General features: G+C 65.8%; 18 protein-coding genes. 11 read left to right on the plus strand and 7 right to left on the minus strand.

Annotated elements, in window-relative coordinates:
* Positions 1–3 precede the first annotated feature (3 nt).
* Both BHD08_RS04110 and BHD08_RS04115 read right to left on the minus strand, forming a co-directional pair.
* On the minus strand, positions 4–342 hold the full coding sequence (locus BHD08_RS04110) for a cupredoxin domain-containing protein (RefSeq protein WP_015275782.1): 339 nt from the start codon (positions 340–342) through the stop codon (positions 4–6).
* Entirely contained in the window at positions 342–875 is a 534-nt protein-coding gene (locus BHD08_RS04115; RefSeq protein ID WP_125020896.1) for an iron transporter, read from the minus strand. The genes BHD08_RS04110 and BHD08_RS04115 overlap by 1 nt, the downstream gene beginning before the upstream one ends.
* A gap of 270 nt (positions 876–1,145) precedes the next feature.
* Between BHD08_RS04115 and mdtD the strand changes: the two genes are divergently transcribed.
* From mdtD to BHD08_RS04135, 4 genes are all read left to right on the plus strand, one after another.
* Positions 1,146–2,573, plus strand: a complete 1,428-nt coding sequence (gene mdtD / locus BHD08_RS04120) for a multidrug transporter subunit MdtD (RefSeq protein WP_125020897.1) — start codon at positions 1,146–1,148, stop codon at positions 2,571–2,573.
* Between the two features lie 231 nt (positions 2,574–2,804).
* Positions 2,805–3,065 (plus strand): hypothetical protein, encoded by a 261-nt coding sequence (locus tag BHD08_RS04125; protein WP_125020898.1) that lies wholly within the window; start codon positions 2,805–2,807, stop codon positions 3,063–3,065.
* 97 nt (positions 3,066–3,162) lie between these two features.
* Positions 3,163–4,989 (plus strand): phosphogluconate dehydratase, encoded by a 1,827-nt coding sequence (gene edd, locus BHD08_RS04130; protein ID WP_125020899.1) that lies wholly within the window; start codon positions 3,163–3,165, stop codon positions 4,987–4,989.
* Positions 4,986–5,945, plus strand: a complete 960-nt coding sequence (locus BHD08_RS04135) for a glucokinase (RefSeq protein WP_125020900.1) — start codon at positions 4,986–4,988, stop codon at positions 5,943–5,945. Before edd ends, BHD08_RS04135 begins: the two co-directional genes overlap by 4 nt.
* Positions 5,946–6,017: 72 nt before the next feature.
* On the opposite strand, the gene BHD08_RS04140 is transcribed toward BHD08_RS04135, so the two are convergent.
* The gene (locus BHD08_RS04140; protein WP_014820929.1) at positions 6,018–6,887 is read right to left on the minus strand and encodes a MurR/RpiR family transcriptional regulator; all 870 of its coding nucleotides are present in this window, start codon (positions 6,885–6,887) and stop codon (positions 6,018–6,020) included.
* Between the two features lie 171 nt (positions 6,888–7,058).
* Here BHD08_RS04140 and zwf point away from each other — a divergent pair, with 171 nt between their 5' ends.
* The 6 genes from zwf (at position 7,059) to sugE (ending at position 13,201) form a co-directional block, all read left to right on the plus strand.
* A complete protein-coding gene (zwf, locus tag BHD08_RS04145; protein ID WP_125020901.1) occupies positions 7,059–8,528 on the plus strand; it encodes a glucose-6-phosphate dehydrogenase in 1,470 nt (489 codons plus the stop codon).
* Positions 8,515–9,228 (plus strand): 6-phosphogluconolactonase, encoded by a 714-nt coding sequence (pgl, locus tag BHD08_RS04150; protein ID WP_125020902.1) that lies wholly within the window; start codon positions 8,515–8,517, stop codon positions 9,226–9,228. Before zwf ends, pgl begins: the two co-directional genes overlap by 14 nt.
* Positions 9,229–9,246: 18 nt before the next feature.
* Positions 9,247–9,984, plus strand: a complete 738-nt coding sequence (locus BHD08_RS04155; protein ID WP_125020903.1) for a bifunctional 4-hydroxy-2-oxoglutarate aldolase/2-dehydro-3-deoxy-phosphogluconate aldolase — start codon at positions 9,247–9,249, stop codon at positions 9,982–9,984.
* Between the two features lie 70 nt (positions 9,985–10,054).
* A complete protein-coding gene (locus BHD08_RS04160; RefSeq protein ID WP_125020904.1) occupies positions 10,055–11,683 on the plus strand; it encodes an NADP-dependent glyceraldehyde-3-phosphate dehydrogenase in 1,629 nt (542 codons plus the stop codon).
* A 12-nt stretch (positions 11,684–11,695) separates the two neighbouring features.
* Positions 11,696–12,559, plus strand: coding sequence for an aldo/keto reductase (locus BHD08_RS04165; protein WP_125020905.1), 864 nt, complete (start codon positions 11,696–11,698; stop codon positions 12,557–12,559).
* 321 nt (positions 12,560–12,880) lie between these two features.
* The gene (gene sugE, locus BHD08_RS04170; RefSeq protein WP_125020906.1) at positions 12,881–13,201 is read left to right on the plus strand and encodes a quaternary ammonium compound efflux SMR transporter SugE; all 321 of its coding nucleotides are present in this window, start codon (positions 12,881–12,883) and stop codon (positions 13,199–13,201) included.
* 250 nt (positions 13,202–13,451) lie between these two features.
* On the opposite strand, the gene BHD08_RS04175 is transcribed toward sugE, so the two are convergent.
* On the minus strand, positions 13,452–14,375 hold the full coding sequence (locus BHD08_RS04175) for a MalM family protein (RefSeq protein ID WP_125020907.1): 924 nt from the start codon (positions 14,373–14,375) through the stop codon (positions 13,452–13,454).
* A gap of 122 nt (positions 14,376–14,497) precedes the next feature.
* Positions 14,498–15,790 carry a maltoporin gene (locus BHD08_RS04180; protein WP_015275795.1) on the minus strand — a complete coding sequence of 431 codons (1,293 nt, stop codon included), beginning with the start codon at positions 15,788–15,790 and terminating at the stop codon, positions 14,498–14,500.
* Between the two features lie 387 nt (positions 15,791–16,177).
* On the opposite strand from BHD08_RS04180, the gene mta reads away from it, so the two are divergent.
* Positions 16,178–17,824, plus strand: a complete 1,647-nt coding sequence (mta, locus tag BHD08_RS04190) for a glucan 1,4-alpha-maltotetraohydrolase (RefSeq protein WP_125020908.1) — start codon at positions 16,178–16,180, stop codon at positions 17,822–17,824.
* A gap of 159 nt (positions 17,825–17,983) precedes the next feature.
* Here the strand turns inward: mta and BHD08_RS04195 are convergent, their stop codons facing one another.
* Together BHD08_RS04195 and BHD08_RS04200 are read right to left on the minus strand one after the other, a co-directional pair.
* Positions 17,984–19,099 (minus strand): hypothetical protein, encoded by a 1,116-nt coding sequence (locus tag BHD08_RS04195; RefSeq protein ID WP_125020909.1) that lies wholly within the window; start codon positions 19,097–19,099, stop codon positions 17,984–17,986.
* Positions 19,096–21,168, minus strand: coding sequence for an alpha-amylase (locus BHD08_RS04200; RefSeq protein ID WP_125020910.1), 2,073 nt, complete (start codon positions 21,166–21,168; stop codon positions 19,096–19,098). The genes BHD08_RS04195 and BHD08_RS04200 overlap by 4 nt, the downstream gene beginning before the upstream one ends.
* Positions 21,169–21,310: the final 142 nt, after the last annotated feature.

Below are 21,310 nucleotides of genomic sequence, written 5' to 3' on the forward strand. Positions count from 1 at the left end.
TTACTACTTGGCGATGATCTCGCCTTCGGGAAGATCCATATGGAATTCGTCGAAGAACGGATAGCGGCCCGGCTTGAGCGGGTGGATCACGACGAAGGAGGTCACGCCGGGTGACAGCACCTTCTCGACGCGCAACGGCGTGCTCTCGAATTCGGTCGGTCCGCTGCCGGCGTTGTGCACGATGATCTTGAAGCGCTGGCGGGCCGGGACTTCAATGGTTGCTGGCTCGAAGTGGCCGTCACGGATGGTCAGCTCGTACGTCGGCAGCGCTGCCTGAGCCGGGCCTGCGAGCCCGAACAGCAGCGGCAGCACGCCGAGCAGCGCTTGCCCGGCGCGACGCATCAGTAGCCCCCTTTCTTGCCGATGCCGGCGTAGGTGAACTCGTAGTTCAGCTCGCAGCCTTCGAACCAGGGGGCGACGCCGGTTTCCTTGTCGGTGTGGCGACCGAACATGTTGTGGCCCGAGCCCGGCGGCAGGATCTTGTAGGTCAGCTGGTATTTGCCCGGGCCGAGCAGCTTGACGTTGTCGCCGTAGTGCGGCCCATCGTTGGCCACCATCGGATGGAAATCGCCTTCGATCACCTCGTCGGAGCCCTTCTTGCGCAGGGTGTAGTGAATGCTCAGGTAGGGCACGAAGCTGCCTTCCTGCCAGCCGTTGCGGTTGTCTTCGGTGGCGCTGATATCGGCTTCCAGGTGCACGTCGGACTCGGCGGCGGCGCGCATCATGCCCGGCGGGTCCATTTCGACCGGCTGCAGATACACCGCGCCGACCTCCATGCCGCCGCACTGTTGCGGTTCGCCGATGGGGTATTCCTTCGCCTGGGCGAGCGGAGTGAGCAGCAGGGTGATGATGGCCAGGGTGGCGGGGATGCGCATTGAAGCCTCCGGAAAAGCAGAAAAGGGCGGAGAGAAGATCGCACTTGCGCCTCCGAATGATAATGATTCGCGTCAATTTCCCAAGAAATATTTTGTTACCGGTGGCTGTGTGCAAATCCGTATGTCGCTACGCGCCGCTGCTCGCAGGGGCTGTAGCGGAGCTGCGACCGGTCGTCACAGTGCGGCTGGCTGCGGGCTAGCGAGCGCTTCGGTGCGAACCCTGAGGAGGGAATCCTCTAAGATGGTGCACTTTTCGACTCCGGGGCTTTCATGCAATCGCCCGTATCCCTTGATGCTCGCACTGCACGGGTTCTGCCGTGGCTGGTGGCGATCGCCTTCTTCATGCAGACGCTGGACGGCACCATTCTCAATACCGCGCTGCCGGCCATGGCGCGTGATCTGGCAGAGAATCCATTGCGCATGCAGGGCGTGGTGATCGCCTACATGCTCACCGTGGCGCTGCTGATTCCGGCGTCCGGCTGGATCGCCGATCGTTTCGGTAGCCGACGTATCTTCGTCACCGCCATCGTGCTGTTTTCCGTGGGCTCGCTGTTCTGTGCGCTGTCCACCAGCTTCAACCAGTTGGTGGCGTCCCGTGTGCTGCAGGGGCTGGGCGGTGCATTGATGTTGCCGGTGGGGCGTCTGGTGGTGCTGCGGGCGTTTCCGCGCAGCGAGTTCGTGCGGATCATGGCCTTTATCGCGTTGCCGGGACTGGTCGGTCCGCTGCTCGGTCCGACCCTGGGCGGCTGGCTGGTGGAGTACGCCTCCTGGCACTGGATCTTCCTGATCAACCTGCCGGTGGGGGTAATCGGCTGCATCGCTGCGCTGCGCTTCATGCCGGACCTCAAGGGGCCGGAGCGGGTGCGCTTCGATACGCTGGGCTTCGTGCTGTTCGGCGCGGCGATGGTGCTGGTCACCATTGCCCTGGAAGGGCTCGGCCATATGCATATGTCGCATGCCCGCGTAATGCTGCTGCTGGTTGTCGGCGCGGCCTGCATGACGGCGTACTGGCTGCGCGCAGGGCGCATCGACGCGCCGCTGTTCAGCCCCAAACTGTTCCGAACGCGCAGCTTTGCCGTGGGCATCTTCGGCAATCTGTTCGCCCGCCTGGGTGGCGGTGCGCTGCCGTTCCTGCTGCCGCTGCTGCTGCAGGTGGCGCTGGGTTATTCGCCGGCGCAGGCGGGGATGAGCATGATTCCGCTGGCCTTGGGTGCGATGGCAGTGAAATCGATGGCCAAGCCGATCATCGACCGTCTCGGTTATCGCCGCCTGCTGATCGGCAACACCCTGTTGCTTGGCGGCCTTATCGCCAGCCTGGCGACGATCGATACGCAAACGCCGACCTGGCTGCTGCTGGTGCATCTCGGGCTGATCGGCATGGTCAACTCCATGCAGTTCACCGCAATGAACACCGTCACCCTGATCGGCCTCAGCCACGCCGATGCCAGCAGCGGCAACAGCCTGTTGTCGGTGGTGGTGCAGTTGTCGATGAGCCTAGGTGTCGCCACTGCCGGTGCGCTGCTCGGTGGCTTCACGGTGGACGACGCCCAGGGCAGCGAGGTGCTGCATGCTTTCCAGCTGACCTTTCTCTGCGTCGGCGGCATGGCAATGCTCGCTGCCGCGTTGTTTCTGCAGCTGGAACATCGCGATCCCGCAAAGGCTGACGATCCGCGGCGCCCGGTGGATGTCGGCGAATAGCGCCGACGCCTATCTGTAATGTTTCACGACACGTGGTTGCTTGAGCGCTGCGTCAGGCTGGCGCAGCGCCCAACGAGCTCAGCGGGATGTGGCGGTCATGGCCATCGGCTCAGCGCAAAGACCCGCTGCAATTGTTTACCTGTTCAAGTAAACATTATCGACCTGTCGTCATAAGCTACATATCGTAAAGGCTCTGAAGCGGCACTGCGCCGTTATCAAAGGAGCGAAACGATGAGTGCAATGAGCCTAGCCTGGCTATTGATCGGCACCTCGCTGTGCAGCGTGATGGTGCTACTGGTAGTGCTCTGGCTGCTATGGATGGGACGGCAGAGCCAGTGCCGTGAGCTGGCGGTACTGCGCGAGCTGCTGGATGACCTCGGCCAGGTGATCGTGCGCCTGGAGGAGGACAAGGCTGAACTGACGTCGGGGCTGCGGGCGGAAAAAGCCCATGTCGCCCAGCTACACCGTCAGCTGGAATTGTTGCGCGGCTGATTGTTTGTTGTTTAAACAAACATATTTCTTCGAATACACCTGATTCGCCGTTATGATTCCGACCTATTTTTTATAAAAACTACAAATAGGAGGTTTCATGCATCCCGTAGTCGTCGAAGTCACCCAGCGTCTGATCGAGCGTAGCCGCCCGACGCGCGAGGCCTATCTCGCCATGATTCGCGGCGCTGCCAGTGCTGGCCCGGCGCGCAACGGGGCGCAGTGCGCAAACTTTGCCCATGGCGTCGCCGGCTGCGGCGCGCAGGACAAGCAGCGTCTGCGCCTGCCGGACGCGGCCAATGTCGCCATCGTCACCGCCTACAACGACATGCTCTCGGCGCACCAGCCCTACGAGGACTACCCTGAGCGCCTGCGCCAGGCGCTGCGCGAGATCGGCTCGGTGGGGCAGGTGGCGGGCGGCGTGCCGGCGATGTGTGACGGTGTCACCCAGGGCGAGCCGGGCATGGAGCTGGCCATTGCCAGTCGCGAGGTGATCGCCATGAGCACCGCGGTGGCGCTGTCGCACAACCTGTTCGATGCGGCGCTGCTGCTCGGCATCTGCGACAAGATCGTTCCCGGGTTGCTGATCGGCGCGCTGCGCTTCGGTCATCTGCCCGCCGTGTTCGTGCCGGCCGGGCCGATGCCGTCCGGTCTGGCCAACAAGGACAAGGCCGCGGTGCGCCAGCGCTATGCCGAAGGCAAGGCCAGTCGCGATGAGCTGCTGGCAGCGGAGATGCAGGCTTATCACAGCCCTGGCACCTGTACGTTCTACGGCACCGCCAACACCAATCAGATGCTGATGGAAGTGATGGGCCTGCATCTGCCGGGCTCGTCCTTCGTCAACCCGGGCACGCCACTGCGCGATGCGCTGACTGCCGAGGCCGCGCGCCAGGTCACTCGACTGACGCCCCAGGGCGGCAGCTTCACGCCGCTGGGTGAGCTGGTCGACGAGCGCGTGCTGGTCAACGCCATCGTCGCGCTGCATGCCACCGGCGGCTCGACCAACCACACCCTGCACATGCCGGCAATCGCCCAGGCGGCGGGCATCCAGCTGACCTGGCAGGATATGGCCGACCTCTCCGCCGTGGTGCCGACGCTGGCGCGGGTCTATCCCAACGGCTCGGCCGACATCAATCATTTCCACGCGGCAGGTGGTGTGGCGGTGCTGGTGCGCGAGCTGCTCGCGGCCGGCCTGCTGCATGAAGATGTGCATACCGTGATGGGGCGTGGCCTCAGTCGCTATACCCAGGAGCCCTTCCTCGAAGGCGGTCGATTGACCTGGCGTGAAGGCGCTGCGGCGAGCCTGGACGAAAGCCTCCTGCGGCCGGTTGCGCGGCCGTTCTCTGCCGAGGGCGGTCTGCGGGTGATGAGCGGCAATCTCGGGCGCGGCGTGATGAAGGTGTCTGCCGTGGCGCCCGAACACCGCGTCGTGGAGGCGCCGGCGCGGGTCTTCGCCGATCAGCTGGAGTTGGTCGAGGCGTTCAAGGCGGGCGAGCTGGAGCGCGATGTCGTTGCGGTGGTGCGCTTCCAGGGGCCGCGCGCCAACGGCATGCCCGAGTTGCACAAGCTGACGCCTTATCTTGGTCTGTTGCAGGACCGCGGTTTCAAGGTCGCGCTGGTCACCGACGGGCGCATGTCCGGTGCGTCGGGCAAGGTGCCGGCGGCGATCCATGTATGTCCCGAGGCGATCGATGGCGGCCTGCTGGCGCGTGTGCGTGACGGCGATCTGCTGCGCGTCGATGGGCAGACCGGCGTGCTCGAGGTGCTGGTGGATGCCGCCGAGCTGGTTGATCGTTCCCCAGCGGCTGCCCCTGCGGTGCAGGTGCAGGGTTGCGGGCGCGAGCTGTTTGGCTTTATGCGCTCGGTGTTCAGCTCCGCCGAGCAGGGCGCCAGTGTGTTCACTGCCGGGCTGGAGGCGCTGCGATGAGTCTGGCGCTGGTCGGCGATATCGGCGGCACCAATGCGCGCTTCGCGCTGTGGCGCGACTCGCGGCTGGAGTCGGTACGGGTGCTGGCGGCGGCGGATTTCGCCACGCTCGAAATGGCGGTTGAGTATTACCTGGCATCCCTCGGCCTGGCGCCGGGCAGCGTCGAGGCAGCCTGTCTGGCCTGTGCCGGGCCGGTCAAAGGCGAGCAGTTCACTTTCACCAACAATCACTGGCGGCTGACGCGAAGCGACTTCTGCGGTGCCCTGCAGATGGACGAGCTGCTGCTGATCAATGACTTCGCCGCGATGGCGCTGGGTATGACGCGGGTAGGCGAAGCGGGGCGCCGCATGATCTGTGCTGGCGAGGCCGAGCCCGATGCGCCGGCACTGGTTATCGGGCCGGGCACCGGGCTTGGCGTTGCCGGGTTGCTACCCTTGGGTGGTGGCAGCTGGCGTGCATTGCCGGGGGAGGGTGGGCATGTCGATCTGCCCGTGGCGGATGCGCACGAGGCGGCGCTGTGGCAGATGCTGTTCGCCCAGCTTGGCCATGTGCGCGCCGAGGACGTGCTCAGTGGCGGTGGCCTGTTGCTGCTCTATCGCGCGGTCTGCACCGTGGCCGGTTTGGCGCCGCGACTGGCGTCGCCGGCTGAAGTCACGGCGGCTGCGCTGGCTGGCGATCATGTCGCGGTCGCGACCCTGGAGCAGTTCTGCGTGTGGCTCGGCCGGGTCGCCGGCAACAACGTGCTCACGCTCGGCGCGCGCGGTGGGGTGTATATCGTCGGTGGTGTGGTGCCGCGTTTCGCCGATTTCTTCGCGGCCAGTGGTTTCGCCCGAGGCTTCGCCAGCAAGGGCTGCATGAGTCGCTATCTCGGCGATGTGCCGGTGTGGCTGGTAACTGCTGAGTTTCCAGGGCTTGAGGGCGCCGGTGTGGCGCTGGAGCAGGCGCTGGCGCGCTGATCTGGCGCTTTCGGGTGTGAAAGGTGGGATGTTGTTATAGCAACATCCCCTTCTCATGCCGGCGCGATAGCCTCAGCTCGGCTCTTCGTCCGCCGGATAACGGCTGGCATTGAGGCTTTCCTTTACCTTGCGCAGGTGCGGCTGGAAATCCACGCCGCGGCGCAGGGTCATGCCGGTGGCGAGCACGTCGAGTACGGTGAGCTGGATGATGCGCGAGGTCATCGGCATGTAGATGTCGGTGTCCTCGGGCAGCGGGATGTTCAGGCTCAGCGTGCTGGCCTGTGCCAGCGGTGAGCCGGCGGCGGTCAGGCCGAGTACCGAGGCGCCGTTCTGTCGGGCGATGCGCGCCACTTCCACCAGTTCGCGGGTACGCCCGGTGTAGGAAATGATCACGAACAGCTCGCCGGTATGCGCCACCGAGGCCAGCATGCGCTGCATCAGTACGTCTGAATGGGCGGTCACTGCCAGGTTGAAACGGAAGAATTTGTGCTGCGCATCCAGTGCCACCGAGGCCGAGGCGCCGAGGCCGAAGAAGTGGATCTGTCGGGCCTGGATCATCAGATCAACCGCGCGGCTGACCAATTGCGGATCGAGGCTCTGGCAGGCGCTGTCCAGCGAGGCGATGGCGGAGCCGAAAATCTTGCGCGTGTATTCCGCCGGGCCGTCGTCGGGCTCAACCGCCTGGCTGACGTAGGCGGCGCCGCTGGCCAGGCTTTGCGCCAGCTGCATCTTCAGTTCCGGATAACCGCTGACGCCGAACGAGCGGCAAAAGCGATTCACTGTCGGCTCGCTGACCTGCGCGGTCTGCGCCAGGGTGGCGATGCTGAAACGGGTCGCCTGCTGCGGATTGCGCAGGATCACCTCGGCGACCTTGCGCTCGGCCTTGTTGAGGTCTTCGATGCGGCGCTGGATCTGCTCGAGCAGGTTGTGTACGCGGTCCATGTCGGTCCTGATGCGGCTTGCCAATGGGGTGGCCTATCCTACTGAGGGCGGTGCGGAGCGGCCACAGGTATATAAATTTGCGCTAAATGTTGTTTTTATTACTACATTGAGCTTGAATAACAGGGCTTCGCCGTGTATTCATAGTGCAGTTTTAGTAGAAGAACAAACATCATGACGCCACTATCTGTCGAACCCTGCACCCTGGCGCTGTTCGGCGCCCTCGGTGATCTGGCCCTGCGCAAGCTGTTCCCCGCGCTCTATCAGCTCGATCGCGCCGGTCTGCTGCCAACCGAAACGCGCCTGCTCGCGCTGGCGCGTGAGAGCGGCGAGCCGGCAAGCCATCTGGCGATGATCGAAGAGCATCTGCGCCGCCACGTCGGCGAACGCGACCTCGATGACGCCGTGCTGCAGCGTTTCATGGCGCGCCTGGACTATCTGAGCATGGATTTCCGCCGCGCCGAGGACTTCGCCGCGTTGGCGGACAAGGCCGGTCAGGTCGAAAGCATCGTCGCTTTCTTTGCCACGCCTGCATCTGTCTACGGGGCGATCTGCGCCGGGCTGGCCGAGGCGGGGTTGGCCGAGCGCACCCGCGTGGTGCTGGAAAAGCCCATCGGCCACGACCTGGAGTCGTCCCGCGAAGTGAACGACGCGGTGGCGCGCTTCTTCCCGGAAGACCGCACCTACCGCATCGATCACTACCTGGGCAAGGACACGGTGCAGAACCTGATCGCCCTGCGTTTCGCCAACAGTCTGTTCGAAACCCAGTGGAACCAGAATCACATCTCCCACGTGGAGATCACTGTTGCCGAAACCGTTGGCATCGAAGGTCGCTGGGGCTACTTCGACCAGGCCGGCCAGCTGCGCGACATGATCCAGAATCACCTGCTGCAGCTGCTCTGCCTGATCGCCATGGACCCGCCCAGCGACCTCTCGGCCGACAGCATCCGCGACGAGAAGGTCAAGGTGCTCAAGGCGCTGGCGCCGATTGCGCCGGAGCATCTTGGTCAGCAACTGGTGCGCGGCCAGTACGTCGCCGGGAGCATCCTTGGCCGCCACGTACCGGGCTATCTGGAGGAAGAAAACTCCAACACCCAGAGCGACACCGAAACCTTCGTCGCGCTGCGGGCGGAAATCTGCAACTGGCGCTGGGCCGGCGTGCCGTTCTACCTGCGTACCGGCAAGCGCATGCCGCAGAAGCTGTCGCAGATCGTCATTCACTTCAAGGCGCCGCCGCACTACATCTTTGCCCCGGAGCAGCGCCAGCTGATCGGCAACAAGCTGATCATCCGCCTGCAACCGCAGGAGGGCATCTCGCTCTTGGTGATGACCAAGGACCAGGGCCTGGACAAGGGCATGCAGCTGCGCAGCGGCCCGCTGCAGCTGAATTTCTCGGAAACCTACAAGAGCCCGCGCATCCCCGACGCCTACGAGCGGCTGTTGCTGGAAGTGATGAAGGGCAACCAGAACCTCTTCGTGCGCAAGGACGAAATCGAATACGCCTGGAAGTGGTGCGACCAGCTGATCGACGGCTGGCAGCGCGTCGGCGCCCCACCCAAACCTTACGCAGCAGGCAGCTGGGGACCGGCTGCTTCGATTGCCCTGATCAGCCGTGATGGCAGGAGTTGGTATGACGATCTCTAATCTCGATCTGCCGGTGCAGACCCTGGGTTTCAGCCTTGGTGACGCCGAGCAGCTGGCCGGAGAACTGGCGCTGACCGTGAGCAACGCTCTGCGCGGTGCGATCACCGAGCGTGGTGCAGCGACCCTGGTGGTGTCCGGCGGCCGCAGCCCGATCGCCTTCTTCGAGCGCCTGGCGCAGCAGGAGCTGGACTGGGCCAAGGTCACCGTCAGCCTCGCCGACGAGCGCTGGGTGCCGGTCAGCCATCCCGACAGCAATGAAGGCCTGCTGCGTCGACATCTGTTGCAGGGCCCGGCCGCTGCGGCGCGTCTGGTTGGCCTGTACCAGAGCGCGGCAAGCCTCGAACAGGCTGCCGAACGCGCCGATGCCGTATTGGCCGAGCTGCCGCCGATCGACGTATTGGTGCTGGGCATGGGCGAGGACGGCCACACCGCCTCGCTGTTCCCCGATAGCCCGAATCTGCAGCAGGCGCTCGACCCGCGGGGTACGCGGCGTTGCCTGCCGATGCAGGCACCAACTGTGCCGCGCCAGCGCCTGAGCATGAGCCTTTCTTTGCTGGCCAGCGCCCGCCTGACGCTGCTCGCCCTGCACGGTCGCGGCAAGCTGGCCACGCTCAATCAGGCCCTGGCTGGCGAGCCCTACGAAGCGATGCCGATTCGCGCCTTCCTCGCTCGCCCCCTCGAAATCTACTGGTGCCCTTGAGGCCGCAAGGAATTTTCCATGACATCTATCCAAACCAGCGCCGACGCCATGATCGACAAGATCGCCCTGATCGACCAGTGGTGCAGCGCTGCGCGCATCCTGCCGGTGATCACCATCGAGCGTGAGGCGGACATCCTGCCGCTGGCCGATGCTCTGGCCGCCGGCGGCCTGCGCGTGCTCGAGATCACCCTGCGCTCGGCGCTGGGCCTGGGCGCCATCCGCCTGCTGCGCGAGCAGCGCCCGGAGCTGATCGTCGGCGCCGGCACCGTACTCGACGCCAACATGCTCGAGCAGGCGGAGGCGGCCGGCGCACAGTTCATCGTCTCGCCCGGCAGCACCCCGGCGCTGCTCGAAGCCGCCTTGCAGGGCCCGCTGCCGCTGCTGCCAGGCGTCGCCAGCGCTTCGGAAATCATGCTCGGCTACGCCATGGGCTATCGCCGCTTCAAGCTGTTCCCCGCCGAGATCTGTGGCGGCGTGGCAGCGCTCAAGGCGCTGGGCGGGCCGTTCGGTGACATCCGCTTCTGCCCGACTGGAGGCGTCAATGCGCGCAACGCGCGGGACTACCTGGCCCTGACCAATGTGATGTGTGTCGGCGGCACCTGGATGGTCGATGCCAAGGCCGTGCGTGCCGGCGACTGGGCCGCCATCGAAAGTGCCACGCGCCAGGCTCTGCAAGCGCTGGACAGTGCACCGGCAGCCGAACTGCCGCGCGACTTCGACCTGCGCGCCGAGCGTGCCGAACAGCGCGAGCTGTAACAGTCCCATCCCCTGCGGCGGGCGAAGGTCCGCCGCCTCTTTCACCATCTTCTCGCTACCTGGAGGTTGCATGAGCAACGCGCGCCCGCTTTCCGAGCTTTTCCCCCGTCTGGATGAGATTCCCGAAGCCTATCGGCCGGACGCACCGGTGACGCAGCGCGACTATCTGGTCGATGGCGAGTTGATGCACTGGGACGGCCCGCTGGCCGAAGTTCGCAGCCCGGTGTTCCTGCGCGAGGCCGATGGCAGTGAGCGTCAGGTGGTCCTCGGCAGCACGCCACTGCTGGATGCCGACGCCGCGCTGCGTGCGCTGGACGCCGCCGTTGCCGCCTATGACTATGGCCGCGGTGCCTGGCCGACCATGCGCGTGGCCGAGCGCATCGCCCATGTCGAAAACTTTCTGGCGCGCATGCGCGAACAGCGCGAGGCGGTGGTCAAGCTGCTGATGTGGGAGATCGGCAAGAACCTCAAGGATTCGGAAAAGGAGTTCGATCGCACCTGCGACTACATCGTCGACACCATTCATGCGCTGAAGGAGCTGGACCGCAGCTCCAGCCGCTTCGAGCTGGAGCAGGGCACCCTCGGCCAGATCCGCCGCGTGCCGATGGGCGTGGCGCTGTGCATGGGGCCGTACAACTACCCGCTCAACGAAACCTTCACCACGCTGATCCCGGCGCTGATCATGGGCAACACGGTGGTGTTCAAACCGGCCAAGTTCGGCGTGCTGCTGATCCGTCCGCTGCTCGAAGCCTTTCGCGACAGCTTCCCGGCTGGCGTCATCAACGTCATCTACGGTCGCGGTCGCGAGACGGTCAGCGCACTGATGGCCAGCGGCAAGATCGACGTGTTCGCCTTTATCGGCACGCACAAGGGCGCCGCTGACCTGAAGAAACTGCACCCGCGTCCGCACCGCCTGCGTGCTGCGCTGGGGCTGGACGCGAAGAACCCGGGCATCGTTCTGCCGCAGGTCGATCTCGACAATGCCGTGGAAGAGGCGGTGACCGGTTCGCTGTCGTTCAATGGTCAGCGCTGCACGGCGCTGAAGATTCTCTTCGTGCATGAGGCGGTGCTCGATGGCTTCCTCGAACGCCTTGCTGCGCGGGTCAACGCGCTCAAGCCGGGCATGCCCTGGGAGCCGGGCGTGGCGCTGACGCCGTTGCCGGAGCCGGGCAAGGCCGATTACCTGCATGCGGTGCTGGAAGACGCCGTGGCCAAGGGCGCGCGGGTGATCAACGCCGGCGGTGGCGAGTCGCACCAGACCTTCTTCCAGCCGGCAGTGCTGAGCCCGGTGGATTCGTCCATGCGCGTCTACCACGAAGAGCAGTTCGGTCCGCTGGTGCCGGTGGTGCCGTATCGCGAGCTGCAGGAGGTGATCGACTACGTCACCGCCTCCGACTACGGTCAGCAGTTGTCGATCTTCGGCAACGATCCGGCGCAGGTCGGCGAGCTGGTCGATGCCTTCGTCAACCAGGTAGGCCGCATCAACATCAACGCCCAGTGCCAGCGCGGGCCGGACAGCTACCCGTTCAACGGTCGCAAGAATTCCGCCGAGGGCACGCTGTCGGTACATGACGCGCTGCGCGTGTTCTCCATCCGCACTCTGGTGGCGACCCGCTTCAACGAGGCCAACAAGCAGCTGGTCGACCGAATCATTCGTGACCGCCAGTCGAGCTTCCTGACCACCGATTACATCTTCTGACGGAGCTTTTTCATGGCCTCGCCCGTGCTCGACCAACCGCTGTTGCTGGGCATGATGCGCCTGCTGGAATACCCCGAGCTGGGTGAGCCCCAGGCATTGCTGGGCTTCATCGAGCGCTGCGTCGAGCGTGGGCTGAACGGTTTCGACCATGCCGACATCTATGCCGGCGGGCAATGCGAGGCGCACTTCGGTGCGGCCCTGCGCCTGGCACCGGGGCTGCGCCAGCGACTGCAGATCATCGGCAAGGCCGATATCGTGCCGGCCGGGCAGGACTGCTCGCGCTGGCGGGTCAAGCACTACGACTCCAGTGCCCGGCATTTGCGCAGAGCGGTCGATGGCAGCTTGGCGCGGCTGGGTGTCGATCGGCTCGACGGCTTTCTGCTGCATCGCCCGGACCCGCTGCTGCAGGTCGACGAGGTGGCCGACACGCTGAGCGAGCTGATCGCCAGCGGCAAGGTGGGCTGGGTCGGGCTGTCCAACGCAGAGGTGTTGCACTGCCAGGCGCTGGCGCAGCGCGTGCCACTGCGCTGCAACCAGATCGAACTCTCGCTGCAAGCCCAGCAAGGGGTATGGGACGGCGGTTTGCATGCCTTGCAGGCCGCGGGCCTGCAAGTGCTGGCCTGGTCGCCCATGGCGGGTGGGCGCTTCGGCGAGCGGTTACGCAGCGCGCTCGATGAAGTCGCCGCGGATCGGGGCGCGACTGCCAATCAGGTAGCGCTGGCCTGGCTGCGGCAGCTGCCCGGCCGTCCGCTGCCGATCCTCGGCAGCCTGCGCTGGGAGCGCATTGAGGAGGCACTGCAGGGCGCCGAGCTGGAACTGGATCGTCCCGCCTGGTTCTACCTCAGCGAAGCGGCCCGCGGGCATGAGGTGGCCTGAGGCAGGGGAGATCTGTCCGCATCCGAGGTGGAAAATGCTTCGCAGTTTTCCACCCTACGGGGTGGCTCGTAGGGTGGATGACGCTTCATCCATCCACCGTCCGGCATTCTCGATGGAAGCCGGCACTTCCGGTTCGGCACACCACCGCCCGACGCGTGATCGCGCCACCGTTCTCGTGTCGGGCTGCAGGCCAGCGATCAAGGCGCACTATGAGTGGTCCAAAACGGTGCGCCCCTGTGCTAGGGTCGCGTCCGCCGCGGGACGACCCGCTGGCATGTCGAATCGTGCGGGGACGGCCCTGCTGTTGATGGAGTCATCGTCATGCATTCGGCCTGGATCATGTTGACCATTGCCGGCCTCCTGGAAGTGGGTTGGGCCATTGGCCTCAAGGCTTCCGAAGGCTTCACTCGCCCGCTGCCCAGTGCGCTCACCGTTGTGGCCATGGCGGGGAGCTTCTTTCTTCTTGCTCGTGCCATGCAGGTCCTGCCGGTGGGTACCGCCTATGCCATCTGGGTCGGCATCGGTGCGCTGGGTACTGTAGCCCTGGGCATCATCATTTTCGGCGAAAGCGCCTCGCCCGCTCGGCTGGTGAGTGTCGTGCTGCTGCTGGCAGGGCTGGTGGGGTTGAAGCTGACGGCCTGACCGCGCCGCTACCGGTGTCTGCGGGCAGTGGCGGCACCGTAGCTCTCAGCAGCGTCGGAACAATCGAGCCCGTAGGGTGGATGACGCTGTACCCATCCACCGCTGCGATTTCCCAAGGTATAAGGCGCCTCGTTCGTGCCGGCGTCCGCGGAAACTGCTTCGCAGTTTTCCACCCTACGGTGCCGCCAAGAGCTCCGTAGGGTGGATGGCGCTTTATCCATCCACCGCTGCTACGGTGCTTGCCGGTTTTTCAGCGAATCTCGATTCGTTGCAGCAGGTGCTGCTTCGCCTGGGTGTCACCCACTCGTGCCGCTTCGTCGGCCAGGCGCAGGGCGCGCTCGAGGTCCTTCTGCACCAGTGCCGCATCGATTGCCTGGCGGTAGTAGGCCGCGGTTTCTGGCAGCACGGCCGGCGCCGGCGTGCTGGGCAGCTCGTTACCCATATCCTGGCCGATGCTGTAACCCGGTACGTAGCCTTTGGCGGTCGAGCCGGCGGCACTGTCGGGGATCATCACCAGCCGGATCACGCCTACTGGCGAGTGCTTCGCCACCGGGTCGGGAATGCTCGGCGGCTCGTTGCCTGCCGCCTTGGCATAGGCCTTGGCCGGGTGTTGCAGCACGGTCTGGCCGGCCATCTGCGCGTCGCTGGTGTAGAGGATCAGGTAGCGCTCGTTGCCCGGGTGCTCGGGCTGGGAGCGGTCGATGCGAATGCGCGCATCGAGGCTGTCGCCCTTGAGCCCGGTCGGCGGCACATAGCTGAAGTCATCGGCGTCGAGCAGTCGGGTCGGACGCATGCGGCTGTCGAGCAGCATGGCATTGGGCGCCAGTACGTTGCTGCCGGCCTGGCTGTAGAGCCGGATCTCGAATGACGGGCCGCCAGCTGGCAGCGTGAAGGCGCGGAAGAAACTCTTGCCGGTCTCGAAGCTGTAAGCCGGCGCCTGGGTGTCGATCAGCACGTCACCGGCGAAACCGGCTTCGAGTGGCTGGAAGGGCAGCTGGTCGATACCGCTGCAGCAGGTCGGGGCGCCGGCCAGCGCATCACGCGCCTGCTCGACCGAACGTTGCAGCGGCGCCGGGGTGGCAGTGAGGGCGTCAACGCGGCGCAACGGCTCGCTGCTGCAGCCGGCAACCGTCAGGGCGGCTAGCCCGGCGGCAAGAAAGAACATCCGATGCATGATGGTTCTCCGAACAAAAAATGCCCCGACCTGCCAGCGTCGGGGCAAAGGCACCGTCTGGACGGTGGGAGCGGAAAGGGCGCTGTCGCGGTTGGTCCGCGACGGCACTTAAGCGTTGCGGCTTACCACCAGGCCTCGGCCTGCACGCCGAAGGTGATGCCGTCGTCATCGCCGGCATCGATGGATTCGCTGGCGGCCTGGTAACGGCCGCCGTCCCACTTGGCATAGGTGGCGAACACGCGGATCTGCGGGCGCGCCCAGAAGCTGTTGCCGGCCGACCATTGCTGGGCGAGGGTGAGCTTCTTCAGGTCGCGGCTGCGTTCACCGTCGGCCTGCGGATCGACGCGGTCGTAGCCGAACTCCAGCGCGGTGCTCATCACGTCGCTCCACTTGTACACCGGACGCACGCCGAAGCTGGCCCAGGTCTGCCCGGAGTCGTTGTCGAAGTCGCGGTCCTCGTAGATCTGCACGTACATCATCTCGATGTTGTCGGTCAGGCCGACCACGCCCTGGTTGACCAGGCGGAACATCTTGCCGTCGCTGTTGCCGGTGTTGTTGCGCCCGCTGCTGCCGATGATGCCGTCAGTGCCGTACTGCAGGGCGAGCTTGTTGTAGCCGCCGAACCAGTCGCTCTGAGTGTGCTCGAGGGTGACCAGGTGGCCCTTCTGGTCCTGGTAGCCAGGGTCGCGTTCCTGCTCGTCGGTGAGGTTGGCCTTGCCGTAGTCGTAGCCGATCTCCAGCTTGCCGCCCGGGTTGACGTCGATCTCGGCGAGGCGGAAGTCCAGGGTGTCGTTGGCCAGGTTGGTGCCGGTGCCCGAGCCCTGGTAGACCCAATCGCCGTCGGTGTTGCGGATCCACGCCACGCTTGCCTTGGCAAAGCCCAGGTCGATGTCCTCAATGCCGGCGCCGGGGCCGGAAACGTCCCAGTAGTAGTAATCGTTGATGTGTACATCGTGGCGCTTGTAGTAGCGCTTGCCGGCCCAAATCGCCGCGCCCGGCAGGCTCGGGATCAGGTTTTTGCCGACAACGTTGAACTGGCGGATGGAGGTGGTGCCGGCCTCGTCGAAGGGGTTGTTCTCACCGCCATTGGTGTCGGTGCCACCGGCTTCCCAGTCGTTACCCTGGTCGGAGCGGTAGGCGATCATGCTGTCGACGTAGAAGCTGCGGTTGCCTTCGCTCCACACCTCCTGGCCAAGGCCGATCTCGGCGTAGGTTTCGCATTCGTTGCCCAGGCGATATTTCGCTGGTGCACCGGCGGCCTGGAAGCAGGCCTGGTCGCCGCCACCGGCGGTGGCGCCGACGCCCGAACGCAGGTAGCCGTGGAAATCGACCGCCAGGGCAGGGCCGCTGACCAGCAGGGCGGCGAGCAGACAGGCGGGTTTGCGGGCAAAGCTTGGGTGCGCGGTGTGCTTCATGACGAGGTCCTTGTTTTTCTTGTTAATGCCGAATCGATCACGCCTTCGCTGCGTGTCGTAAAGGGCGCAGCTCGGTGGCAGAAGCCTCGGGGAAAGGGCCGGGGGTGGCATCCTCCCAGCAGCTGATTTCGTTGGCGCAGGGCGAGGGCGTAAGGGGGATGAGTACGGCGTAATCCCTGGGGCGGGGATGAGGCGAGAGGGGCGCAGATGATTGCCAGGGGCCTTCGGCCTGGCCACTACGCCGCCTGCAGATAGGCGGGGGAGGTTGGTGACGGGGGGCTGCAGGGGCAGCCTGCGGGTGCCGGTCGAAGACCCGGCCGGCGTTCATCCTCGTCTGGCGGCCCCGCCGTCGGATACCCGAACAAGCACTAGAACCGGAGTATTGCGATGAGCCACATCCTGCGTGCCGCCGTATTGGCGGCAATCCTGCTGCCGCTGCCAGCGCTTGCCGATCAGGCCGGCAAGAGCCCCAACGCCGTGCGCTACCACGGCGGCGACGAAATCATCCTCCAGGGCTTCCACTGGAACATCGTCCGCGAGGCGCCCAACAACTGGTACGACATCCTTCGTCAACAGGCCTCGACCATCGCTGCCGATGGCTTCTCGGCGATCTGGATGCCGGTGCCCTGGCGTGACTTTTCCAGCTGGAGCGAAGGCGGCAAGTCCGGCGGCGGCGAAGGTTACTTCTGGCACGACTTCAACAAGAACGGCCGCTACGGCAGCGATACCCAGCTGCGCCAGGCCGCCGGCGCGCTCGGCGGTGCCGGGGTGAAGGTGCTCTATGACGTGGTGCCCAACCACATGAACCGCGGCTACCCGAACAAGGAAATCAACCTGCCGGCCGGTCAGGGTTTCTGGCGCAATGACTGCGCCGACCCGGGCAACTACCCCAACGACTGCGATGATGGCGATCGCTTCGTCGGCGGCGATGCGGACCTGAACACCAGCCATCCGCAGGTCTACGGCATGTTCCGCGACGAGTTCGCCAACCTGCGCAGCGGGTACGGCGCCGGCGGCTTTCGCTTCGATTTCGTCCGCGGCTTCGCGCCGGAGCGGGTCAACAGCTGGATGACCGACAGCGCTGACAACAGCTTCTGCGTCGGCGAGCTGTGGAAAGGCCCCTCTGAATACCCGAGCTGGGATTGGCGCAATACCGCCAGCTGGCAGCAGATCATCAAGGACTGGTCCGACCGGGCCAAGTGCCCGGTGTTCGACTTCGCGCTCAAGGAGCGCATGCAGAATGGCTCGATCGCCGACTGGAAGAACGGCCTGAACGGCAACCCTGATCCGCGCTGGCGCGAGGTGGCGGTGACCTTTGTCGACAACCACGACACCGGCTACTCGCCAGGGCAGAACGGCGGTCAGCACCACTGGGCGCTGCAGGACGGGCTGATCCGCCAGGCCTACGCCTACATCCTCACCAGCCCCGGCACGCCGGTGGTGTACTGGTCGCACATGTACGACTGGGGCTACGGCGACTTCATCCGCCAGCTGATCCAGGTGCGTCGCGCCGCCGGTGTGCGTGCCGATTCGGCGATCAGCTTCCACAGCGGCTACAGCGGTCTGGTTGCCACCGTCAGCGGCACCCAGCAGACCCTGGTGGTCGCGCTCAATTCCAACCTGAGCAATCCCGGCCAGGTCGCCAGCGGCAGCTTCAGCGAGGCGGTCAACGCCAGCAACGGCCAGGTACGCGTCTGGCGCACCGGTACGGGCAGCGGCGGCGGCGAGCCCGGCGCGCTGGTCAAGGTGAATTTCCGCTGCGACAACGGCGTGACGCAACCCGGCGACAGCGTCTACGCGGCGGGCAGTGTCAGTCAGCTCGGCAACTGGAGCCCGGCATCCGCCGTGCGCCTGACCGATACCAGCGGCTACCCGACCTGGAAGGGCAGCATCTCCCTGCCGGCCGGCCAGAACGTGGAATGGAAATGCCTGATCCGCAATGAGGCCAACGCAACGCTGGTGCGCCAGTGGCAGGGTGGGGCGAACAACAGCCTGACGCCCAGTGAGGGCGCCACCACGGTTGGCCGGCTCTAGCCGGACGCGGTATCTGCGGCCCGCCTCGTCACCGTGAGGCGGGCTCTTTTCGTTGCTGGCACCGTCGCGCTGGGCTGAAGCCCAGCGTTTCAGCGCTTCGGTCAGGCAACGCCTCCTTGGCTAGCGCACTTTCCACCGCTGCCGCAGCAGCGCAGCTCACTACCCTTCGGCGCTCTGCATATCGCCCAGCTGCCAGCCTACTGCCTGTGCTTGCGCCAGGCGCAGGTCGTTCAGCAACGCTTCGCGGTCGGGGCGTCGTTCGTTGGCCAGCGCGCCGCTGGCGAGCAGCTCGGCATGTTGGGTGGTGGCTTTATCCCGGAGCCAGGCCAGGCGCTGCAGGGTGAGCGGCGTGCAGCTCTGCCCGCTGAGGTCGTCCTTCACGTCCAGCCAGTGCGAGCGCCAGGCCTCCTGCAGGTACAGCCCGCCCAGATCGCCGGCCAGCGCGTTGCGCCACTGACGCATCAACACGGCCAGCCAGTCCAGCACACTCTGGTTGGCACCGCGGGCGGCGAGTTCTCGCTGCAACCGCTCGTAGGCATCCAGCGCGATGCGTTTCTCCAACTCGAAATCGGCCAGTGCCGATGTCTCGCTTACCTGCTCCAGCCGTAGCAGGCAGGCGAACAGCTGGCGCGTCTCGAAGCGCTCGGCGGCATGGAAGCCCGGTGAGGCCAGGCCGTCGCTGTTGTACTGGCGCAGCGGGTCGAAAGGGTAGAGGTAGCCGAAATCGAACAGGCGGATGCGGCCATCGTCCAGGGTATTGCCAGGCGCCAGATCCCACTCGAACAGGCCGGCCAGCAGCAGGGCGACCAGCAGGTCGAACAGCTCCAGCAACTGACGCTCGTCCCAGCGCTCGATGCGCCGGCCTTCGATCCAGGGTGACAGCACGATGCCCTGCTGCAGCGAGGCGTACTGCGTTGGCACGATGCCGGCCAGGCGCTCGGCCTGTTGCGGCGCACGCATCAGCCGGGCCAGGTCGCGGCGGCGTTGCAGCTCGTTGAGAAAGCTCGTCTGGCCGTCCGGGTTCTGCACGCGACAGGGGCGCCGGGCGACCTTGAGCGCCCAGTCGCGCCCGGCCAGCTGCACGCGATAGACCCGAGCGGTCAGCCCGTCATCGAGGCAGGCGCGCACCCAGGGCTCGTTGCCGGTCACTGCGGCCAGCTCGGCCGGTGGCAGCGGGCAATCCTCCGCGCGGCCAAGGCGAAACTCGGTGCCGCTGGCGAGAAAGGCCAGCTGGGCCTGGCGTCGTGCCGCTGCGGTCAGCGAGGCGGCGCTCATCGGGCCTGCACCACGATGACCTTGTCCTCGCCCAGTGTGCGAGCGAAGGCATAGGGCTGGCCGGCCGAGAGCAGTCGATGCTCACCCGCGCCGATCGCCGGATGCCGCGCACGGAACTGACCGATCCGCTGCCAGTGTTCGATCAGTGCGGCTATCTCAGGCCGCTCGTGCTCGGCCCAGTTCATCGAACTGCGGGTGCCCTGATACGGGTCCGAACCGCTGGGGCCGAAGGCGCGCGCGCTTTCGTCTCCGTAATAGACCTGCACGGCGCCGGGCGCCAGCAGCAGGGCGGCGGCGAGGCCGCGCTGGCGGGTCAGATCGCCCTTGGCCAGCTGGTTGAACAGCGCGGTGTCGTGGGACGAGGCATAGCTCAGCAGGTTGTGCCTGGGTGTCTCGCCCAGGCGCCGGGCATAGTCGGCGTAGCTGGGTTCGGCGGCGGCGAGGCAGTCGCTGGCGGCCACGGTCTGCGCCTGAAAGTCGAAGTTGATCAGCGCGTCGAAGCCTTGGCCCAGGTAGTCGCTGGCCTGCGGGCCGTGGGCAAACACCTCGCCGACCATCCAGAACGGCTCGCTGGCCATGGGGTCGTCCGGGTTGGCACGAGCCCAGTCGGCGCGGGCGCGCTCGGCAGCGGCGCGCAATTCCGCCCAGGTCGATGGCTCGACGTGCTTGACGGTGTCGACGCGAAAGCCGTCGACGCCGAAGTCCCGAACCCAGAGCGTCAGCCATTCGATCAGGTAATCACGCACCCGATAACCCTCACGCGGGACGGCGCGGGTGTGCGCCTTGCGCGCGAGAAACTCGGGCAGCGCGACGACCGCCTCGGATTCAGTGCGAAAGTCCGGCAAAAAGGCCAGCGAGCCCTTGAGCGGATCGACCGTGCTGCTCGGCGGTGTGTCGTAGTCGGCGATGCCGGCACGGACCCAGTCGCGGCCCCACCAGGCGGCCCAGCTCGGATGCTCGTAGTCCACCAGGTTGTGGTAGGCGTGCAGGTTCTCGTGGGCTTCCGGCTGCCAGGCGCTCCATTGCTCGGGCAGGTAGGCGGCCATGCCGTCGCGCAGGGCGCCGAAACCCTGTTGCTGCATATCTTGCAACGTCGAGTAGCCGGGGTGGTTCATCACCACATCGAACAGCACGCGGATGCCGCGGGCATGGGCCGCGCTTATGAGGGTGCGCAGGTCGTCGTCGCTGCCCATGTTGGCGTCGAGCTGGGTGAAATCCAGCGCGTAGTAGCCGTGGTAGCCGTAGTGGTGGAAGTCGCCGCTATCGCCGCCGCCGACCCAGCCGTGGATCTGCTCGTAGGGCGCGCTGATCCACAGCGCATCGACGCCGAGGCTGGCGATATGGTCGAGCCGCTTGGTCAGCCCCTTGAGGTCGCCACCGTGGAAGGTGCCGATCTCGTCGGCGCCGTCCGGCTCGCGGCCATAGCTGCGGTCGTTGCTCGGGTCGCCGTTGGCGAAACGGTCAGTGAGGACGAAGTACACCGTCGCGTTGCGCCAGTCGCGTGGTGGCGATGCAGCAGGCGGTTCGGCGGCTTCGAGCAGTAGCAGGCCATCGCTGTCGGCGGCTGGCTTTAACGTCACCTGGCCGTTGCGCACGACCGCCGTCGCGCCGGATAACGCATCGCGCAGGGTCTGGCCATCGCGGAACACGTCGCCAACGGCCACCTCCACCGCGCCGCCGTCCCAGGCCCGGCAGACTGGCGCCGCCACCTGCGGCTCGGCGGCCTTGATCGGCAGCAGCCGCAGCGCTGCCGCCGTGCCGGTTTCGACGATCAAGCGATAGCGTCCGGCTTCGGGCACTTCGTAGCGGTAGGCGCTGTCTTTGCCAAGCGGCTGGCGGCGGAACGGGGCAAGCGGTGCGCTTTGCGCGGTGCTCTGCGGCATCGCCAGTTGCAGCCGACCGGGTTCGAGTTCCAGCAGCGTGTCGTAGCGATCGGCTGCCAGGGCGTTCCAGCTCGGTGACAGCGGATGGTCATTCAGGCGAATGGCCAGTTCGGGAGCGGCCAGGCTGGCCAAGGGCAGGGCGAGGCCGAACAGTAGCGGCAGAGCGGATAACCGGTGGGCACGCATCAATGTGGCTCCATTATGCTTTTTCGCCACATTTGACCGCGCGTTGCCAGCCGGGTATAGGCGTAAAGCGCTAGGCTGATGGCGTATTTTGTGCCGTTGCGAAGGTCTGTCTACGCCCTGCTTCTACGCCCTCCGCCCCCTC

The sequence above is a fragment of the Pseudomonas sp. SCT genome (assembly GCF_003864275.1).
GTDB lineage: Bacteria > Pseudomonadota > Gammaproteobacteria > Pseudomonadales > Pseudomonadaceae > Stutzerimonas > Stutzerimonas stutzeri_AE.